Annotated in this window: 17 protein-coding genes and 2 pseudogenes; 3 read left to right on the top strand and 16 right to left on the bottom strand. The window is 66.7% G+C overall.

The genetic code is table 11. The annotated features are described in order from the left end of the window. Positions 1-26: 26 nt before the first annotated feature. On the bottom strand, positions 27-1016 hold the full coding sequence (gene infC / locus TVC13_RS09670) for a translation initiation factor IF-3 (RefSeq protein WP_422401003.1): 990 nt from the start codon (positions 1014-1016) through the stop codon (positions 27-29). 369 nt (positions 1017-1385) lie between these two features. On the opposite strand from infC, the gene TVC13_RS09665 reads away from it, so the two are divergent. Beyond that, positions 1386-1811: a DUF1844 domain-containing protein gene (locus TVC13_RS09665; protein ID WP_422401002.1), complete on the top strand. Its 426-nt coding sequence runs from the start codon at positions 1386-1388 to the stop codon at positions 1809-1811. A 72-nt stretch (positions 1812-1883) separates the two neighbouring features. On the opposite strand, the gene TVC13_RS09660 is transcribed toward TVC13_RS09665, so the two are convergent. The 8 genes from TVC13_RS09660 to TVC13_RS09625 form a co-directional block, all read right to left on the bottom strand. Beyond that, positions 1884-3197, bottom strand: coding sequence for an MFS transporter (locus tag TVC13_RS09660; RefSeq protein WP_422401001.1), 1314 nt, complete (start codon positions 3195-3197; stop codon positions 1884-1886). A 29-nt stretch (positions 3198-3226) separates the two neighbouring features. Next, on the bottom strand, positions 3227-4075 hold the full coding sequence (locus tag TVC13_RS09655; protein ID WP_422401000.1) for an SseB family protein: 849 nt from the start codon (positions 4073-4075) through the stop codon (positions 3227-3229). Between the two features lie 5 nt (positions 4076-4080). Beyond that, positions 4081-4830: a bifunctional 1-(5-phosphoribosyl)-5-((5-phosphoribosylamino)methylideneamino)imidazole-4-carboxamide isomerase/phosphoribosylanthranilate isomerase PriA gene (gene priA, locus TVC13_RS09650; RefSeq protein WP_325786518.1), complete on the bottom strand. Its 750-nt coding sequence runs from the start codon at positions 4828-4830 to the stop codon at positions 4081-4083. 27 nt (positions 4831-4857) lie between these two features. Beyond that, positions 4858-5013, bottom strand: a complete 156-nt coding sequence (locus TVC13_RS09645; protein WP_422400999.1) for a hypothetical protein — start codon at positions 5011-5013, stop codon at positions 4858-4860. A 3-nt stretch (positions 5014-5016) separates the two neighbouring features. Then, on the bottom strand, positions 5017-5652 hold the full coding sequence (gene hisH, locus TVC13_RS09640) for an imidazole glycerol phosphate synthase subunit HisH (RefSeq protein WP_422400998.1): 636 nt from the start codon (positions 5650-5652) through the stop codon (positions 5017-5019). Then, the gene (hisB, locus tag TVC13_RS09635) at positions 5649-6266 is read right to left on the bottom strand and encodes an imidazoleglycerol-phosphate dehydratase HisB (RefSeq protein WP_422400997.1); all 618 of its coding nucleotides are present in this window, start codon (positions 6264-6266) and stop codon (positions 5649-5651) included. The genes hisH and hisB overlap by 4 nt, the downstream gene beginning before the upstream one ends. A 71-nt stretch (positions 6267-6337) precedes the next feature. After that, on the bottom strand, positions 6338-7438 hold the full coding sequence (locus TVC13_RS09630; RefSeq protein WP_422400996.1) for a histidinol-phosphate transaminase: 1101 nt from the start codon (positions 7436-7438) through the stop codon (positions 6338-6340). 87 nt (positions 7439-7525) lie between these two features. Further along, the gene (locus TVC13_RS09625; protein ID WP_422400995.1) at positions 7526-7975 is read right to left on the bottom strand and encodes a LysM peptidoglycan-binding domain-containing protein; all 450 of its coding nucleotides are present in this window, start codon (positions 7973-7975) and stop codon (positions 7526-7528) included. A gap of 436 nt (positions 7976-8411) precedes the next feature. Between TVC13_RS09625 and lexA the strand changes: the two are divergent. Next, positions 8412-9083: pseudogene (lexA, locus tag TVC13_RS09620) on the top strand (transcriptional repressor LexA); the annotation flags it as partial. Between the two features lie 39 nt (positions 9084-9122). On the opposite strand, the gene TVC13_RS09615 reads toward lexA, so the two are convergent. Together TVC13_RS09615 and hflX are read right to left on the bottom strand one after the other, a co-directional pair. Beyond that, positions 9123-11159: an ATP-dependent DNA helicase gene (locus TVC13_RS09615; protein WP_422400994.1), complete on the bottom strand. Its 2037-nt coding sequence runs from the start codon at positions 11157-11159 to the stop codon at positions 9123-9125. Beyond that, positions 11152-12720, bottom strand: a complete 1569-nt coding sequence (gene hflX / locus TVC13_RS09610) for a GTPase HflX (protein WP_422400993.1) — start codon at positions 12718-12720, stop codon at positions 11152-11154. The genes TVC13_RS09615 and hflX overlap by 8 nt, the downstream gene beginning before the upstream one ends. A gap of 143 nt (positions 12721-12863) precedes the next feature. Between hflX and TVC13_RS09605 the strand changes: the two genes are divergently transcribed. Continuing rightward, on the top strand, positions 12864-13475 hold the full coding sequence (locus TVC13_RS09605) for a class I SAM-dependent methyltransferase (protein WP_422400992.1): 612 nt from the start codon (positions 12864-12866) through the stop codon (positions 13473-13475). Positions 13476-13498: 23 nt separating this feature from the next. Here the strand turns inward: TVC13_RS09605 and dapF are convergent, their stop codons facing one another. The 5 genes and pseudogenes from dapF to TVC13_RS09580 all read right to left on the bottom strand — a co-directional run. Further along, a complete protein-coding gene (gene dapF / locus TVC13_RS09600) occupies positions 13499-14449 on the bottom strand; it encodes a diaminopimelate epimerase (RefSeq protein WP_422400991.1) in 951 nt (316 codons plus the stop codon). Continuing rightward, positions 14446-15354 (bottom strand): tRNA (adenosine(37)-N6)-dimethylallyltransferase MiaA, encoded by a 909-nt coding sequence (gene miaA, locus TVC13_RS09595; RefSeq protein WP_422400990.1) that lies wholly within the window; start codon positions 15352-15354, stop codon positions 14446-14448. Before miaA ends, dapF begins: the two co-directional genes overlap by 4 nt. Continuing rightward, positions 15351-16886 (bottom strand): tRNA (N6-isopentenyl adenosine(37)-C2)-methylthiotransferase MiaB, encoded by a 1536-nt coding sequence (miaB, locus tag TVC13_RS09590; RefSeq protein ID WP_422401030.1) that lies wholly within the window; start codon positions 16884-16886, stop codon positions 15351-15353. Before miaB ends, miaA begins: the two co-directional genes overlap by 4 nt. 117 nt (positions 16887-17003) lie before the next feature. Then, positions 17004-17831: a hypothetical protein gene (locus TVC13_RS09585; RefSeq protein WP_422400989.1), complete on the bottom strand. Its 828-nt coding sequence runs from the start codon at positions 17829-17831 to the stop codon at positions 17004-17006. Between the two features lie 81 nt (positions 17832-17912). After that, positions 17913-18243 (bottom strand): annotated as a pseudogene (locus TVC13_RS09580) (transglycosylase); the annotation flags it as partial.

The following is an 18243-nucleotide window of genomic DNA, read 5'->3' as shown; positions in this document are numbered from 1 at the left end:
CGTTTCTAGCGGTGTTGCGCGGTGGCCTACTCCGCTGTGCCAGGCTTTTTCTGGCCTGCACCGGGTGCCGGTGCCTTGCCAGCAGGCTTGGGCGCAGCTGCCGGCTTCGGCCGGGCAGCGGGCTTCGGCACGGACGGCTTCACAGCAGTCGGCTTGGGCATTGCCATGGGCTTCGGCGCTTCAGCCGGCTTTGCAGGTGCCGGTGCCGCAGCGGGCTTGGCAGCCTGTGCCGGCTTGGCGGCAGCAGCCTTCGCTGCGTCCTCCGCACGGCGGGCATCGGCAGCAGCCTTGTCCGCAGCGGCCTTGGCGGCCTGTGCTGCCTTTGCCTTCTCAGCCTGCTCCTGCTCGGCGCGGGCCTTGTCGGCCTCTGCTGCGGAGGAACCAAGGCGCAGGCCGTCCGGCAGCAGATCTGCCAGGCTCTGCGTCATGGGCGCCTTGTCGGCACTGGTATCAACCCGTGCCGGAGCTTCGCCCTTCTTGGCGGCTTCGTTGGCAGCCTTGGCCTCGGCGCGCTGAGAGGCGCGGCGGGCTTCGGCCTTGGCTTCGGCCTTGTTCTTCAGGGGGCCGATCACCATGACCATGTTCCGGCCGTCAATGCGGGGGCTGGACTCAACCACACCCACCTCGGAGACGTCCTCAGCGAACTTCTGCAGCAGACGGATACCCATCTCAGGGCGCTGCTGCTCACGTCCGCGGAACTGGATCATGGCCTTGACCTTGTCACCCGCAGCGAGGAAGCGAAGGGCGTGCCCGCGCTTGGTCTCGTAGTCGTGGGTGTCGATCTTGAGGCGGAAACGGATTTCCTTCAGGACCGTGTTGGTCTGGTTCTTGCGCGCCTCACGGGCCTTGACTGCGGCTTCGTACTTGTACTTGCCGAAGTCCATTAGTTTGCACACCGGCGGCTTTGCCTGCGGTGCTACCTCTACAAGATCCAGGTCGGACTCCGCTGCCAGACGAAGGGCGTCCTCGATCCGGACCACACCTACCTGTTCCCCAGCCGGTCCTACCAACCGCACCTCAGGGACACGGATCCGATCATTGATTCTTGGCTCGCTAATGTTGCAGCTCCTGTTTGACTCAAAACGGCTACCGCCTGCAACTGAAGAAGGCCCCCAATTGCACGCGCAATCGGAGGCCTCGAGGATCGGCTGGCACTGCGAACAGTGCGCTTCCAGGCGTTCATCCGAAGATGCTGCCTTGGAAGGCCGACCAGAACCCGGCAACTCTGATCCTGCCGTGAGGCGGGATTTATCAGGCTGACGCGGGTGGGAGAGTCTCCGCTTGCATACCGGTTCCGTTACCTGCAACAGCAGCCCATCGATTTTCATCATCGGTGAGCTGCTGCAAATAACGTCTACCGGTCGGTCTGTGACAAGCTTACCAGTATGAGTACCCCACAGAGCAATCCGGCTGGCGATTCTTCCCGCCATTCCTTCCCCGGAACCTCCGAAGAAGAAAACCACACCCATTCCGAGAGCCCCGTTTCGGCTCAGGTCCGCGACATCGCCGAAGTACCGGCAGTTGAAGTTATCACCACCGCCGCCGTCCACCTTATGAGTGCCGCGGCCGTGAAGTGCGGCCTGGCTGAAGGCGCCGACGCCGAGGACCTCAAGGACCTGGACGAGGCCCGCAAGCTGATTACCGCGCTGGCTGGCTTTGTCACCGCCGCCGCTCCGGAAATCGGCAGCCAGCACGCCGGTCCGTTGCGCGACGGGCTGCGTTCCCTGCAGCTCGCTTTCCGCGAAGCTTCCTCCGTTCCGGATGCTCCCGGACAGGGCCCCGGCGAGAAGTTCACCGGACCCGTCAACTAATTTTCCCGCACCAAGGCCGGGGGGCGAAGAGGGCGCTCTTCGGGCCCCGGCTGCGTTTAGTGCGGCAGTTGTCTAGACGTGCGCACGCCGGGAGTTAACCACGGCACGGGCGCCGAGAGTGACCAGTACCATCAGCGCGGCGGCCGACCCGGCGAAGGCAAAACCTGCCCCTGGACCCACCAGGTCAATCGCCATGCCCACCAGCGGCGCACCAATCGCTGTACCCGTGGTGAGGGCAGAGCCATACCAGCCCATGGCTTCTCCGCGGCGCTCCTCGGGGACCAGGTCAGCCACGCGCTCCGAGGCCGCGGACAGCACCGGTGCGCACAGCAGTCCGCCGGGAATTGAGAGCAGGGCAAGGCTGAGCGTATCCGTGGCCAGGGACATGGGCAGGGTCAGCACCGCCATCGCCAGCAGCAGCAGCATCGGCGAAATGCGCCGCTTCATTGCCCCGTAGACCAGGCCGCCAACCAGCGAGGCGAAGCACCACACGGCGAAGACGATCCCGAGTTGTCCGGGATTTCCGGAGGCTTCCACCGATGCCACGATGCCGACGTCGCTGCCCGCCAGCAGCAGGCCGGCACCGGCGGCTACCGCGAACACCACTGCAACGCTGAGGGTCATCCAGGAGAAGCCGGCGGTCACCCGGGCAAGCAGCCCGCCGCGCAGGGTTGGATCCTCCTCCTCAGCGGCTGCACCGGCGGCCTGCGCCAGTTCGGCCGCAGGTTCGCCCAGGTGGGCGGGCGCGGAGGAGACAACGGCTGCGGTGGCGGCTTCGACGTCGTGCTCCGGGGCCTTCAGGGATTCAGAACGCGTGGGCGGATTGAACCACATCAGGAACAGGCCTGCACAGGCCGTGCACAGGCCCACCAGGGTGAGCCCGACGGCGGTGGAAACAGAGGTGGCCAGGACCGCACCGACGGCGGGGCCTCCCATGAACACCACTTCGGTGGCAATCGAGTCAAGGGTGAAGGCCGTCCGGCGCTTGTCCCCCGTAGCAAGGATGCCCAGGGACTGGCGGACCACACTGAACACGGGCAGCGTGAAAATGCCGCCGATCAGTGCCAGCACCAGCAGCCACTCATAGCTCACGTGCGGGGCAACGGACCAGATGACGGCTTCAGAGATGACCGAGGGAATCAGCGCTTTGCGGAGCCCCACGTTGTCCACCCGCCGCCCCCGCCAGGGGGCGCCGACGGCGATGCCGATGGTCACCAGTGCCGCCACCGCTCCGGCAGCGGCATAACCCTTGTCCAGGGTGAGCACTACGTGGAGGGTCAGGAGCACGCCGGCCGCAGCGTGCGGGAAACGCGCAATCATACCGACCAGGAGCAGCCGGCGGACCGGGACGATGGCCAGCAGGTCCCGGTAGACACTAAAGTTCACTGCACTTCTCTTCTGGCCGTTCCGGCCGGTCAGCGCGTGATTTTCAGTTCCAGGGAATCAACGCGCTCAACGAATTCAGGATGGCTGGCAAGGCGCTGCTGCAGCGCTGCTGCGAGGGACTTGACACCTGCCGCGTCCAGTCCCGGTGCCAGTTGGAGGACAATCCTCAGTTCCGGTCCGGCGCCGCCGCCGGAAACCAGCCTACCCTCTGCCGTGCGCGAGGCTACGCCGCCGCCGGCGCTCAGCCGGACCTGGCGGATAGCCGGTTCGTGGCCGGCTGCCTCGGTAACGATCCCAGCCAGCGCGGGGTCCTCATAGGAAGGCATCCATTCGCGCTGCTGCGCCAGCGCCCACATAGCGGGCCGGCGGACCACAAAAGTCACATCGCTGCCGGGATCGATGACCAGCAGCTGTGCCTCCTCCGAGACGGCGGACAGTGCCGCGCGCGGTGCATACACGGCCACCGGGCGGGCCTCCGCGTGCCAGCGCGAGAGCGCATCGACGGAGGAGAAGACCGGCAGCGCCTTGCGGCCGTCGGGGGCAGTGAGGGTCACCAGCGCAAGGTCTGCTTCCTTGTCAGCTGTGAGCCCGTGCTCGGATTCCGCTTCCTCGCCCAGCGTTGCCACGATCGCCACGTAGACGCGGGCGGTGGCCAGCGACTTGATGACTCCGGTTTCCGTGCCCGTGCCGGCCACGAGAGCCTGGACGGCGCTGGTGTACCCGGCGTCCGGCTGCCCGTCGTCCTTGTCGAACTGGTGCAGCGGGTTGCCTTCACCTTCAAGGCTGCGCCCCGCCCAGGGCACACCCGCGGAGTCCGCCAGCCCCCCGGCGGCTGCCAGTGCCGCGGCAATGTGCCCGGGCAGTTCGCGCTTAGCCACCGCTGCTAGCGCTCCGGGTGGCCGGCGACGTCGAACGCCTCGGGAAGCGTGAAGGCACCGGCGTACAGTGCCTTGCCCACGATGGTTCCTTCCAGGCCCAGGGGAACCAGTTCGCGCAGGGCAGCCAGATCATCCAGGCTGGAGATGCCGCCGGAGGCGACGACGGGGCGGTCGGTGCGTGCCAGCACGTCACGCAGCAGGTCCACGTTCGGACCGCGGAGGGTCCCGTCCTTGGTGACGTCGGTGACGACGTAACGCGGGCAGCCGGCGTCCTCCAGGCGGGCGAGAACCTCCCAGAGGTCCCCGCCTTCCTTGGTCCAGCCGCGGGCAGCGAGCGTGGTGCCGCGGACATCGAGCCCGACGGCGATCGCGTCGCCGTAGCGGGCAATGGCGCTGGCGGTCCATTCCGGGTTCTCCAGGGCGGCGGTGCCCAGGTTCACGCGGCGTGCGCCGAGTTCAAGTGCCTTTTCCAGCGAGGCGTCATCGCGGATGCCGCCGGAGAGCTCCACCTTGATGGAAAGTTCTTCCACCACGCGCTTGAGCAGCGGCAGGTTGCTTCCCCGGCCGAAGGCTGCGTCCAGGTCCACCAGGTGCACCCACTCAGCGCCGTCGTTCTGCCAGGCCATGGCAGCATCCAGCGGGTCGCCGTAGCTGGTCTCAGAACCTGCTTCGCCCTGGACCAGGCGGACGGCCTGGCCGTCAGCTACGTCCACGGCCGGGAGCAGTTCGAGGATGGGTGTTTCGGTGAGGGACATGGTCCTGCTTTCAGTGATGGTGCCGGCTCAGAGGCCGAGGGTAAGGACGTAGGCGCCGAGCAGGGACATACCCGCCAGGATCCAGAAACTGATGGAGACAAAGCGCGGCATGCCCTGCCGCCGGAAGGAAATGGCTCCGCCGATCAGCAGACCGGCCAGGCCCATGAGGACAACACTCCACATGCCTTATCCCAATCCCTTTAGCCAGTTTTCAAGCAGGGCAGCTCCGGCGTCCCCGGACTTCTCCGGGTGGAACTGGGTGGCGCTGAGCGGACCGTTCTCCACTGCGGCAACGAACGGGCCGCCGTGGTTGGCCCAGGTCACCAGCGGCGGCTGCATAGCCGGCTGGGTAACGTCGAAGTCCCATTTCTGCACACCGTAGCTGTGCACGAAGTAGAACCGTTCGTCTTCGATGCCGGCAAAGAGCCGCGATCCGGCAGGGGCTTCCACGGTGTTCCAGCCCATGTGCGGAACTACGTCGGCTGCGAGACGTTCCACGACGCCGGGCCATTCGCCCATGCCCTGGGTCCGGACGCCGTGCTCAACGCCTTCATCGAACAGCACCTGGAGTCCCACGCAGATGCCCAGCACCGGGCGTCCGCCCGCCACGCGGCGTCCGATCATCCGCAGCGCATCGACGTCCTTGAGTCCCTGCATCACTGCGGCGAACGCGCCCACGCCGGGAACGACCAGGCCGTCTGCTTCCAGGACATCGGAGGACTTGGAGCTCAGGGTGACGTTCGCCCCGACCCGTTCCAGGGCACGGACAGCGGAGTGGATGTTCCCCGAACCGTAGTCAAGGACCGTGACGTTGCGGCTCACAGTGCGCCCTTCGTGGAGGGAATTCCCTCAACGCGGGGATCCGGTTCCACAGCGGCACGGAGGGCGCGCGCGAAGGCCTTGAACTGCGCTTCCACAATGTGGTGCGGATCCCTGCCGCCGAGCACGGTCATGTGCAGGCAGATCTGTGCGTGCAGGGTGATCGCTTCGAAGACGTGCCGGGTCAGCGACCCGGTGAAGTGGCCGCCGATCAGGTGGTATTCCTGCCCGGCCGGTTCGCCGGAGTGCACCAGGTAGGGGCGGCCGGAAATGTCGACGACGGCGTTGGCCAGCGCCTCATCCAGCGGCACCGTGGCTTCACCGAACCGGCGGATGCCGGCCTTGGATCCCAGCGCGGTCTTCAGCGCTTCGCCGATGCTGATGGCTACGTCCTCCACCGTGTGGTGGACGTCGATGTGGGTGTCGCCGGTGGCCTTGACCGTGAGGTCGATCAGCGAGTGCTTGGCCAGCGCCGTGAGCATGTGGTCATAGAAGGGCACGGAGGTGCTGATGTCTGAGCGGCCGGTGCCGTCCAGATCCAGTTCCACGAGGACGGATGATTCGCTGGTGGTCCGCTCAAGGCGGGCCGTACGGCCGGTGGCGGTCTCCACGGTCATAAAGGTTCCTTAGGAAGAAGGGGCTCTGATTACCAGTCTAGTGTTTGCGCACCCTGCCGGTGCTCGCTGCGCTACGCGGAGAGCAGCTCGCGCAGCCGGGTGAGGAAGGCAGTGGTTTCCGCTTCCGTGCCCGCGGTTACACGAAGATGCCCCGGGATTCCGACGTCGCGGATCAGCACGCCCGCATCAAGGAGTCCCTGCCACGTCTTCCGCGGGTTTTCGAGTCCGCCAAAGAGGACGAAATTGGCGTCTGATTCGGCCGGCTGCAGGCCCATTTCGGTCAGCTCGGACACGATCCGGTCGCGCTGGCCCTTGATGTCCTCCACATTGGCCAGCAGCGCATCCGCGTGGGCCAGGGCAGCGTTGGCGGTGGCCTGCGTGACGGCCGAGAGGTGATACGGCAGGCGGACCAGACGGAGGGCATCGGTGACCTCAGCGGCAGCGGCCATGTACCCGAGCCGGGCGCCGGCCAGGGCGAAGGCCTTGCTCATGGTCCGCGAGACGATCAGCCGTTCCCGGCCGGGGAGAAGTGAGAGCGCACTCGGGGTGCCGGCGTGGGAGAACTCGGCGTATGCCTCATCCACGATCACAATGGCATTGCTGGCCTCGCCCGCCTCGTACACGGCTTCCACAACATCCAGTCCCAGGGCCGTGCCGGTGGGGTTGTTCGGGGTGCAAAGAAAAACGATGTTCGGTTTCGCATCCCGAACCTGCCCGGCAGCTGATGAGACGCTAAGCGTAAAGTCCGCGGCACGGGTGCCGGTGATGTACTCGGTACCCGTACCGCTAGAGAGCAGCGGGTACATGGAGTACGTGGGAGGGAAGCTCATGGCAGTGCGTCCCGGGCCGCCGAAGGCCTGCAGAATGTGCTGCAGGACCTCGTTGGATCCGTTTCCGGCCCAGATGTTTTCGACTGCCAGTCCGTGGCCGAGGTAGGAGGCCAGGCGTTCACGCAGTTCGGTGAACTCGCGGTCGGGGTAGCGGTTGAGCCCCGTGACGGCTTCCCGCACCGAGTCGGCGATAGCGTCCGCGACTTCCTGCGGCAGTCCGTGAGTGTTCTCGTTGACGTTCAGCAGGATCGGCACTTCCAGCTGCGGAGCCCCGTACGGGGTTTGGCCCCGCAGGTCATCTCGCAGGGGAAGGCGGTTGAGTTTTTCCAGCTGTTCGTTCACCCGTACAGCTTAAGGCGCTGGCTGCCGGGGCGCAGAATCGGCCGTAAAGGTGACGGACCGATCGCGCCGGATACTGCTGGGGACTGTCTAGCCCGCTACCGGAATGTAGAGCTGCACGCCGACGGGAACGACGTCGTCGGCAAGGTTGTTCAGTTCGATGATGTCGGCGACGACGGCACGCGGATCACGTTCAGGCGCGTACTGTCCGGCGAGGCTCCACAGGCTGTCTCCGGTGCTCACACTGACCTGCTGGGTGCGCGTCACCTCGGCACTGTCGCTGGAGGCCAGGGCGGGCGCTGTGAAGAAACCGATGAAGGTCAGCAGCGCGGCTCCGCCGAGCAGGACCGGAGCGCCGATGAGCAGAAGACGGCCCCGGCGGGTCAGTTTCAGCGGACCGGCCGGTGCGGGACGGCGTTCAGCCGCCGAACGGGCCGCCGCGGGCTGTTCCGCACTGGGGCGTCCTGCGGCACGGTGAGGAGCGGGAATGAAGCGAATGGAGCCCAGTGAAGTACGGGCTGCCGCAAACTGAACGGACATGGCTAAACCTTTCCGGCCCGAGTCCTTTCCGCACCGGCGCATCCCCGGCTTCGAAAGTGGATTCGAACTGTTGGCATCCTTGAATCGAACATGTATTCGATTCCTGCTGTTCCTTTTCTAGCATCTATCTACGAACGCTGTCGAGACTCACTCGAACAAATGTTTGAAAATGACCTTCCGCTCCCCTAGCGTGGGTATCGGCAGGAAACCTTCGGATTACTGCCGGATTCGCCCGTTTCCCAGATCGATCCTCTGAGCGTTCTGAGATGCATGGCTCTCCGGCAGCAGCGTTCGGACTAAAGGAAAACACCCGCCACTGACATTGCCGCCTCTCCGGGTCGTCCGGAACGCTTGAAGGGAAGCCGAAGTGCCCCGTAGGACTGACTCCGAAGGCCGCCCGGCTGCCGCTGCTGCGGCCGACTCCCCTCGTCCCCGGGCACTGACCCCGCGGCAGAAGAAGATCCTGGAAACCATCCAGGCGTCCGTCAGCGCCAACGGTTATCCGCCGTCGATGCGCGAGATTGGTGACACGGTTGGGCTTGCCAGCCTCTCCAGCGTCACGCACCAGCTGAGCCAGCTGGAGAAGATGGGCTACATCCGCCGCGATCCGAAGCGTCCGCGCGCCATGGAGATCCTGGTGCCCCTGCTGATGCACAAGGAGCAGACCGATCCAGCGGACTCCCCGGCCGGCACCGGAGCGCCCGCATCCGTCACGGAACTGACTACCGCAGTGGATACGGCAATGGTCCCGCTGGTCGGACGGATCGCAGCAGGCGGACCGATCCTGGCCGACCAGGTCGTAGAGGAAATGGTTCCGCTCCCCCGCCAGCTGGTGGGCCACGGCGAACTCTTTATGCTCCGGGTCTCCGGTGACTCGATGGTCGACGCCGCGATCTGCGACGGTGACTGGGTAGTGGTCCGCCGCCAGCAGACCGCAGAGAACGGCGACATTGTTGCCGCCCTGCTGGACGACGAAGCCACGGTCAAGACCTTCCGGCAGCGCAACGGCCACACCTGGCTGCTGCCGCAGAACACCCGCTACGAACCCATCATGGGCGACCACGCCACCATCATGGGCAAAGTCGTGTCGGTAATGCGCTCCCTGTAGCACGCCCGCCCAGGCCGGGTGGGTTCCCGGGGTACGGAACTAGGCTCCGGCGCGCTGTCCGGCGTTCAGCCGTTCGAGGATGCCAAGCGCCACAGACCTGTCGGTGGTGGACCAGAACGGCGGCAGCGCCGCCCGCAGGAACCCGCCGTACCGGGCGGTGGCGAGCCGGGAATCAAGCACGGCCACCATGCCGCGGTCCCCCGCAGCGCGGATCAGCCGGCCGGCGCCCTGGGCCAGCCGGACGGCGGCGTGCGTTGCAGAAACGCTCATAAACCCGTTGCCGCCGGCTTTGGCCACTGCCCTGGTCCGCGCCGTCATCAGCGGATCATCGGGACGCGGGAACGGAATACGGTCAATGACCACCAGCCGGCATGCTTCGCCGGGAACATCCACTCCCTGCCACAGGGACATGGTCCCGAACAGACAGGTCGCGTCATCTTCGGCGAACTCCTTCACCAGGGCGGACATGGAGGACTCACCCTGGCACAGGATGGGGAAATCCACCTTGTCCCGCAGCGCTGCCGCGGCTTCTTCCGCGGCGCGCCGTGAGGAAAACAGGCCCAGTGCAGCTCCGCCGGATGCCTTCAGCAGCGCCTCCAGTTCTGCCAGCTGCGCCGGTGAGGTGCCCCGGTCCGGTTTGGGCAGATCCTTAGCCACATACAGGACGCCCTGCCGGGGATAGTCGAAGGGGCTGCCGACGTCGGTTCCCGACCAGGAAGGTGCCCCGGCACCGCTGAGGCCCAGGCCTCCCGCCACCGGCCCAAACTCGGAACCGATCGCCAGGGTGGCTGAGGTAAGCACCACGGTGTGCCCGTCAAAGAGCCCGTCCCGGAGACGTCCGGCTACGGAGATCGGCGCGACGTTCAGGGTCGCCGGAGCTGAATCATCAGGCGGGGAGTACCCTTCCCCGGGTGAGAACGTGCTGGGCCGGGAAGACCAGAGCACTTCCCCCGAATCCGGTGCCTCGAGCAGCCGTTCACACAGTTCCAGCACTGCGAGTAGCCGGGAGCGGGCCATCTGCCGCCCGCCGTCGCCGGCGTCACCGCCCTCGGGCTTGGAATCGGACAGCGCCACCCGGGCGGCTTCGCGCACCCGGGAGACCGCCAGCTGCTGTTCTTCGTTGAGGCCGGAGGGCATCAGGCCAGCGGGCAGCCCCTCCACGGAAGCGTCAAACGCGCGGCCTGCAGCTGCCAGTTCCTCCACCGAGGCGGAGGTGTGCTTGCGGGCGGCAGTTACGGCTGCACTGATCACGGTGCCGGAGAGCTGTCCGGTGACCGCGCCGGTGACCCGGTCCTGCAGTTCATGGGCCTCATCGATCACCACCACGTCGTAGTCCGGGAGCACGGCCAGGCCTTCGAACGCACTGATGGCCAGCATCGCATGGTTGGTGATGACCAGGTCCGCCACAGCCGCCTTGGCACGGGCCTGTTCGCTGAAGCAGTGCTCTGCCACCGGGCAGCGCTGCGCGCCCAGGCATTCCATCGCCGTCACGGAGACCTGCCGCCAGGCACGGTCACTGACGCCGGGCAGCAGTTCGTCCCGGTCACCGGTTTCGGTTTCCTCCGCCCAGTCCCGCAGGCGCACGACTTCGCGGCCCAGCGCCGACGTCGGTCCCGCCGCGGGAGCCGGATGGGAGACGGCCTTTTCCTCACCGAGCGTAAACAGCGCTCCGGGATCGTCGTCGTCGGGGAACCCGCCGCCCGTCTTGTGCACGCAGACGTAGTTGCTGCGGCCCTTCAGGAGGGCAACGTCCACTTCGCGCGGCAGCTTGGGCTTGAGCGCGGCCAGCAGGCGCGGAACGTCTCGCCCCACGATCTGGGCCTGCAGCGCCAGCGTAGCCGTGGAGACCAGCGCGGGTTTGGTGCTCTCCAGTGCGTGGTGGATCAGAGGCACCAGGTACGCCAGTGACTTACCGGTGCCGGTCCCGGCCTGGACCAGCAGGTGCTGGCCGGATTCGATGGACTCGGCCACTTCCCGCGCCATTTGCTGCTGGCCGGGACGCTGCTGGCCGCCCATGGCTGAAACGGCCGTCTCCAGCAGGTCCAGGACCTCAGCGGCGGTGTCTTTCTTAGGCATGGCTGAGGAACGGCTCCAGCTCCGGAGCCAGCGAATCGCGGACCTTGACCCGCATCCGGGTTCCGCTTTCCTCGTGGTCCAGGCGCAGGATCTCAGCGTCCTGGCTGTGCAGGCGGGAGACTACGTCGCCGCGCTCGTACGGAACCAGCAGTTCAAGTTCAACACCCGGGCGCGGGATGCCCTCTGAAATGGCCTGCAGCAGTTCATCGATGCCTTCGCCGGTGCGGGCAGAGACCACGACGGTGCGCGGTTCGCGCTGCCGCAGCCGCTCGATGACAAACGGGTCCGCAGCGTCGGCCTTGTTCAGCACGATGATCTCCGGGATCCGGCGCGCATCCACGTCGGCCAGCACGGAGCGGACCGCTGCGATCTGCCCTTCAGGATCCGGGTGGGAGGCGTCCACCACGTGCAGGATCAGGTCCGAGTCGGCGACTTCCTCCAGCGTGGAGCGGAAGGCTTCGACCAGCTGGGTGGGCAGTGACCGCACAAAACCCACGGTGTCGGCCAGGGTGTAGCCCAAGCCGTCCGGAGTCTCGGCGCGGCGGATGGTCGGGTCCAGGGTGGCGAAGAGGGCGTTCTCCACCAGCACGCCGGCGTCGGTGAGCCGGTTCAGCAGCGAGGACTTGCCGGCGTTGGTATAGCCGGCGATCGCTACGGAGGGAATCTGGTTGCGCTGGCGGTTGGCGCGCTTGGTTTCGCGGGCCGGCTTCATGCCTGCAATTTCGCGGCGCAGCTTGGCCATGCGGGTGCGGATCTTCCGGCGGTCCAGCTCGATCTTGGTTTCACCGGGGCCGCGCGAGCCCATGCCTGCTCCGGCGCTGCCGACCTGACCGCCAGCCTGCCGGGACATGGATTCGCCCCAGCCGCGCAGCCGGGGAAGCAGGTATTCCAGCTGTGCCAGTTCAACCTGCGCCTTGCCCTCGCGGGACTTGGCGTGCTGGGCGAAGATGTCCAGGATCAGGGCGGTGCGGTCAATGACCTTCACCTTGACGATGTCTTCCAGTCCGCGGCGCTGGGACGGCGAGAGCTCGCTGTCCACAATGACGGTATCCGCTCCGGTGGCCATCACAACGTCCTTGAGTTCCTGTGCCTTGCCCGAGCCGAGGAAGGTTCCGGGGTCCGGCTTCAGGCGCCGCTGGATCATTCCATCCAGCACCTCGGACCCGGCCGTTTCAGCCAGGGCAGCAAGTTCGCGCAGGGAGTTCTCGGCGTCGGCGGCAGTGCCTTCCGTCCACAGCCCGGCGAGCACAACACGCTCAAGCCGCAGCTGCCGGTATTCAACCTCGGTGACGTCCTCAAGCTCGGTGGACAATCCGGCCACACGGCGCAGGGCACGGCGGTCCGCGAGATCCTGCTGATCCCCGTCATAGTCAGAGTGCTCCGCTTGCTGTGCGGACAAGGCCTGTGCCTGACCGCGGAATCCGCCGGCGGGGTTCACGCTCTGCTTGGCAGCAGCTGCGTCCTCCTTGGCCAGGATCCGGTCGATCACGCCCTGGATTTCTTCGGGCGCGAGATCTGTGGGCTCTGAGCCGGCAGCGGGACGGGAATTGTTGATGGTCATAATCTCCTTAGACGCGGTGTTAACCATGGTAGGCCAGTGGACCCACATTGTGGCGGGGATCCGGAGGGTTGTGCAATAAGTGCATTCCCGGGCTGCGGAGCCGAATGGGCCCGAAAGCCGCGCAGCCACTAATCTTGGTAGTTATGGGTTCAGAGCATTACTTCAGTTCGCAGCCGGCGACGCCGGAGGTCCGCAGGCCGCTGCGTGTCACCTTGGCAGGACGCGAGGTCACCCTCGCAACTTCCGGAGGGATCTTCTCCCCCGACGGCATTGATAAGGGAACGCAGGTACTGCTCTCCGGTATTCCCGATCCAGCCGCCGCCGGCAATCTGCTCGACATTGGCTGCGGCTGGGGGCCGATCGCGCTGACCATGGCGCTGAAGTCTCCGCAGGCACACGTGTACGCCGTGGATGTCAACGAACGCTCCCTGGGCCTGACCCGGGACAACGCCGCCACGCTGGGACTGGGCAATGTCCACGCGTCCCTGCCCGGCGACGTCGACCCGTCCCTGCGCTTTGAGACCATCTGGTCCAACCCGCCCATCCGGATCGGCAAGGATGAGCTGCACGCCCTGCTGCTGCTGTGGCTTCCGCGGCTGGCTCCCGGCGGCACGGCGTGGCTGGTAGTGCAGAAGAACCTGGGCTCGGATTCACTCCAGCGCTGGCTGGAGGAAAACCTGGGCCCGGACTTTGACGTGACCCGGCACAGCACCGCGAAGTCCTTCCGCATCCTGATGGTCCGGCGCAGCGCCTGAGGCGCCCGACGGCGCGGGCTCCGCTAAAGCAGGGTTCCGCGGGCTACCAGTACGGCCGGTCCGCTCAGTTCCACGTGCTCAAGCCCTTCCGGGCCGGTCAGGAACCGGATGCCAAGGACTCCTCCGGGCACTGCCACACTCCAGCTGTTCGGAGCTCCGGCACCGGCCCAGAAACGGGTCGCGGCAGCTGCGGCGCAGGCTCCGGTGCCGCAGGACAGGGTTTCCCCCACCCCGCGTTCGTGCACGCGCATGGTCAGCTGCCCCACGCCATCGACCACCAGGGGTTCCGCAGGAACCACAAACTCAACGTTGGTGCCCTCTTCCGGGACGGGTTCCACCGAGGGTGCCCTGGTCAGGTCCGTGGCGGCGAGCTCGGTCAGTTCAGCCAGCGCCACGACGGTGTGCGGGTTGCCCATGCTGACCGAAAGCCCCGGCCGGGGCACTTCCAGGCCGCCCGCATTGACCACAGTATCCATGGCCTTGGCAGCAGCGTGGTCCGGGAAGATGAACTCCCAGGGGCCCATGTCCACGGCGTAGCCGTTCTCCGTACGGGTTACGGTCTTCAGGCCGCCGCGGGTGCCGATCGGCAGCGCCTGGCCTTCGGCGAGCTGCACGAGTCCCTCTTCCAGCAGGAAGTGCACGAACACACGCACTCCGTTGCCGCACATCTCCGAGATGCTGCCGTCCCCGTTGCGGTAGTCCATAAACCATTCAGCGTCCGGATTGGTCTGGAGCAGGGCCTGGCCTTCGGGCAGGTGCTCGGAGCGCACTGCGCGGATGAAGCCGTCGGCGCCGATGCCGTTGTGGCGGTCGCAGACTGCGGCTACTTCGGCGGCGTCGTAGTCCCGAAGTCCGTCCGGGTCGGCAACCAGGACAAAGTCGTTGCCGGTACCGTGTCCCTTCGCGAAGGCGAGACCGGCGAGGCCGGACGGCAGACCGGAGGCGGACAGGGCGGCGGGGGAAGTTGTGCTCACTGATCCAGAATAGCGGTGAGCGCCGACTGAAGCAGGTTGGGATCCTTGGCATCCAGCCACGTGACGCGCGGATCGGCACGGAACCAGGTGAGCTGACGGCGTGCAAACTGGCGGGTGGCCACAACAGTGTCTTCGACGGCCTGTTCCGTGCTCCAGAGCCCGTCGAGGACTTTCAGGAACTGGGCGTAGCCCAGGGCACGCGAGGCGGTCCGTCCGGTGCGCAGCCCGGCAGCGTCCAGTGCGCGGACTTCCTCCACCAGGCCGAGCCGGACCATCCGGTCCACGCGCAGGGCCAGGCGTTCATGCAGCAGGGGACGTTCGACGTCGAGCCCCAGCTGGATGGCGGGCTGGTGGTAGGTGCGGTCGGGCATAAACGAGCTGAACGGACGCCCGGTGAGTTCGTAAACTTCCAGGGCCCGGACCACCCGGCGGGCGTCGCCCACCCGGCCGGCGGAGACGGGATCCACGGCCCGCAGCCTTTCCCGGAGTGCTTCGAAGCCCTCGCTCTCCAGTTCCGCTTCGATCCGCTGCCGGAGCTGCGGATCCGTGCCCGGGAATTCAAGCACGTCCAGTGCCGCCCGGACATAGAGTCCGGAACCGCCCACCAGGATCGGGTAGCGGCTGCGGGAACGGATCTGGTCGATTGTCTCCCGGGCCTGGGCCTGAAACGCGGAGACGCTGGCCTCTTCCGTCACGTCCAGGATGTCCAGCAGGTGGTGCGGGATGCCGCCCCGTTCGGCTTCGGGCAGCTTGGCCGTGCCGATGTCCATGCCGCGGTAGAACTGCATGGAGTCGGCGTTGATGATCTCCCCGCCGAGGTGCCGGGCCAGCGCCACGCCGAGGTCGGACTTCCCGGTTCCGGTGGGACCGACGACGGCGAGAACGGGCAGCGGTGCGGCAGTCACCGGCGCGGCGGCAGGGCAGGCATGCCAAGCGAGACGCCTGCGCGGGCCGTGCCGCCGGCGGCAGGCGCCGGAACGCCGCAGGATTGTGCCTGCGAGCGGTCCCAGGCATCCCCGGCGCGGGAACGGCGCAGCGAATAATCGGCGGCCGTCGCCGGATCCGCCACCAGATGGAAGGCCGCTGCGGACGTGACCGGAACGGTAACGAGGTCTCCCGGGCGCGGAACCGGTGCGCCGTCGGGCACGGTGAAGTGCACCAGGCGCTGGTCGCGGGACCGGCCGGACAGCCGCCCGGTTTCCTCCGACTTGCGGCCTGCTGCGGCGGTAACCATGACCTCGACCGTGGTGCCGACCTGCTTGGCGTTCTCTTCGGCGGCGATGCGGTCCTGCAGGGCGGTGAGCCGCTCGAAGCGCTCCTGCACCACGGCCTTGGGCAGCTGGTCCGGCAGCTCGGCAGCCGGTGTTCCGGGACGCTTGGAGTACTGGAAGGTGAAGGCGGTGGCGAACCTGGCCTGCTCAACGACGTCGAGCGTTGCCTGGAAGTCCTCCTCCGTCTCCCCCGGGAACCCGACGATGATGTCCGTGGAGATGGCGGCGTGCGGCATCTGCCGGCGGACCTTCTCCAGGATGCCAAGGAACTTCTTGGACCGGTAGGACCGGCGCATGTCCTTGAGGACCTTGTCCGAACCGGACTGCAGCGGCATGTGCAGCTGGGGCATCACGTTGGGGGTTTCGGCCATGGCGTCGATGACATCGTCGGTAAACGCCGCCGGGTGGGGGCTGGTGAAGCGGACCCGTTCAAGCCCTTCGATGGATCCGCAGGCGCGCAGCAGCTTGGCGAAGGCACCGCGGTCTCCGAACTCAACGCCGTAGGAATTCACGTTCTGGCCCAGAAGGGTCACTTCGATCGCGCCGTCATCCACCAGTGCCTGGACTTCTGCGAGGATCTCCCCCGGGCGCCGGTCGCGTTCCTTGCCGCGCAGGGACGGGACAATACAGAACGTGCAGGTGTTGTTGCAGCCGACGGAGATGGAGACCCAGCCCGAGTAGACGGAATCCCGCTTGGTGGGCAGCGTCGAGGGGAAGACCTCGAGGGATTCAAGGATCTCCAGCTGCGCTGCGTCGTTGTGCCGTGCGCGCTCCAGCAGGGCAGGCAGGGCGCCGATGTTGTGGGTGCCGAAGACGGCATCAACAAACGGGGCTTTGGCCAGGATGGTGTCACGGTCCTTCTGGGCCAGGCAGCCGCCGACCGCGATCTGCATGCCGGGGCGGGATTCCTTGACCCGTGCCAGCTGTCCGAGGTTGCCGTAAAGCTTGTTGTCCGCATTCTCGCGCACGGCGCAGGTATTAAAGACGACGACGTCGGCGTCGCCCTCCTGGGCCGGGACGTAACCGGCGCCTTCGAGGAGGCCGGAAATCCGTTCGGAGTCGTGGACGTTCATCTGGCAGCCGAAGGTCCGCACCTGGTAGGTGCGCTGGTGCTCTTCGGTGGCCGGGCCGGCTAGCGGTTCGGACACGGGACGGGATACAGACAGGCTCACCCTACAAGGGTACGTCCCGCCGGCACCCGCTCCGCAATTTCCCCCGAGAGGCCAGTTGGGGGTCTTTTCAGCGCTGGGAAGAGCCGCAAGTGCCCTCCCGGCGGTTCGGGCCTAGTACCAGTTGTTGGCGTAGTGGAAGTTCAGTGCCGAGCAGGGGCTGCCATAGCGGGACTCGATGTAGGTCAGGCCCCAGTTGATCTGCGTGCGGTAGTTGGTCTGCCAGTCACCGCCGGCTGTGGCGAGCTTGACGCCGGGCAGCGCCTGCGGGATGCCGTATGCCCCGGAGCTGGCGTTGGTGGCGCTGGTCAGCCATTCGGATTCCTTGGTCCACAGGGTGTCCAGACAGGTCATCTGGGATGCCTCCCAGCCATGGCCGCCCAGGACTGACGCGGCATAGGCTTTGGCGCCTGCGGGATCGTCGACGGGAACCGAGGCAGCGGCAATGCGCGCTGCTTCCTCGGCTGCGGCCAGTTCCGCAGCAGCCTTCTCGGCGGCAGCGGCAGCTTCGGCTACAGCAGCAGCTTCGGCGGCAGCGGCAGCTTCGGCTTCACGCGCCGCGGGAGCCTGGGCTGCTTCTGCCTCCGCCGCGGCGGCGGCCTGCTCGGCCTCGGCAGCCTGCTGGGCCGTGGCCTGCTGTGCTGCATCATCCTCCGCGTCCGGCGTCGGTTCTGCAGGAGCATCCGTGCTTTCGGTTTCCGGTGTCGCTGACGGCGAAGAGGCAGGCTCCGGTGCAGGTGCATCAGTGAACAGCGGAAGGGCAAGGCTGGCCAGCTGGATGCCTGCCGTGGCCCGCAGGTCTTCTTCTCCGACTGCGCTGCCGGCGGTTCCGACCACCATGATTCCGCCGAGGACGGCTACGGCCCCAACCTTCCTCCGGTTGCGGCGGCGCTGAATGACGCGCTGCTGCCTCTGTTCACGACGGCCCTGTGAGTTCTCCATAGGTCCGGGACTGTACACAGCATTTCTGGGACAGATCGCGAAATGGTAACGGCAGTGTTGCATTCCGGTAACGGAACCGCTTTAATACCAACCCTTTAACTCCGAGTGGGCCCAGGCCCCACACGGGGCTTTGTAGCGCTGGCTGATGTAGCTCAGCCCCCAGTGAATCTGAGTGCGGTAGCTGGTCCGCCAGTCACTGCCCGCCGCCGCCATCTTGTCCCCGGGCAGTGACTGCGGAATTCCGTAGGCCCCGCTGTAGGGATTCATGGCGCTGGTCTGCCAGTTTGATTCCCGGTTCCACAAATCCACGAGGCACCGGAACTCGCCGCTGCCCCAGCCGTAACCGGACATCAGCGAGGAAGCGTAGGCCTGGGCACCGGCAGGATCGTTCACGGGAGCGGCCGGCGGAGGC

The organism is Arthrobacter sp. 3Tela_A (genome assembly GCF_049311025.1).
GTDB lineage: Bacteria > Actinomycetota > Actinomycetes > Actinomycetales > Micrococcaceae > Arthrobacter_B.
This window is presented reverse-complemented; position numbering and strand designations above follow the sequence as displayed.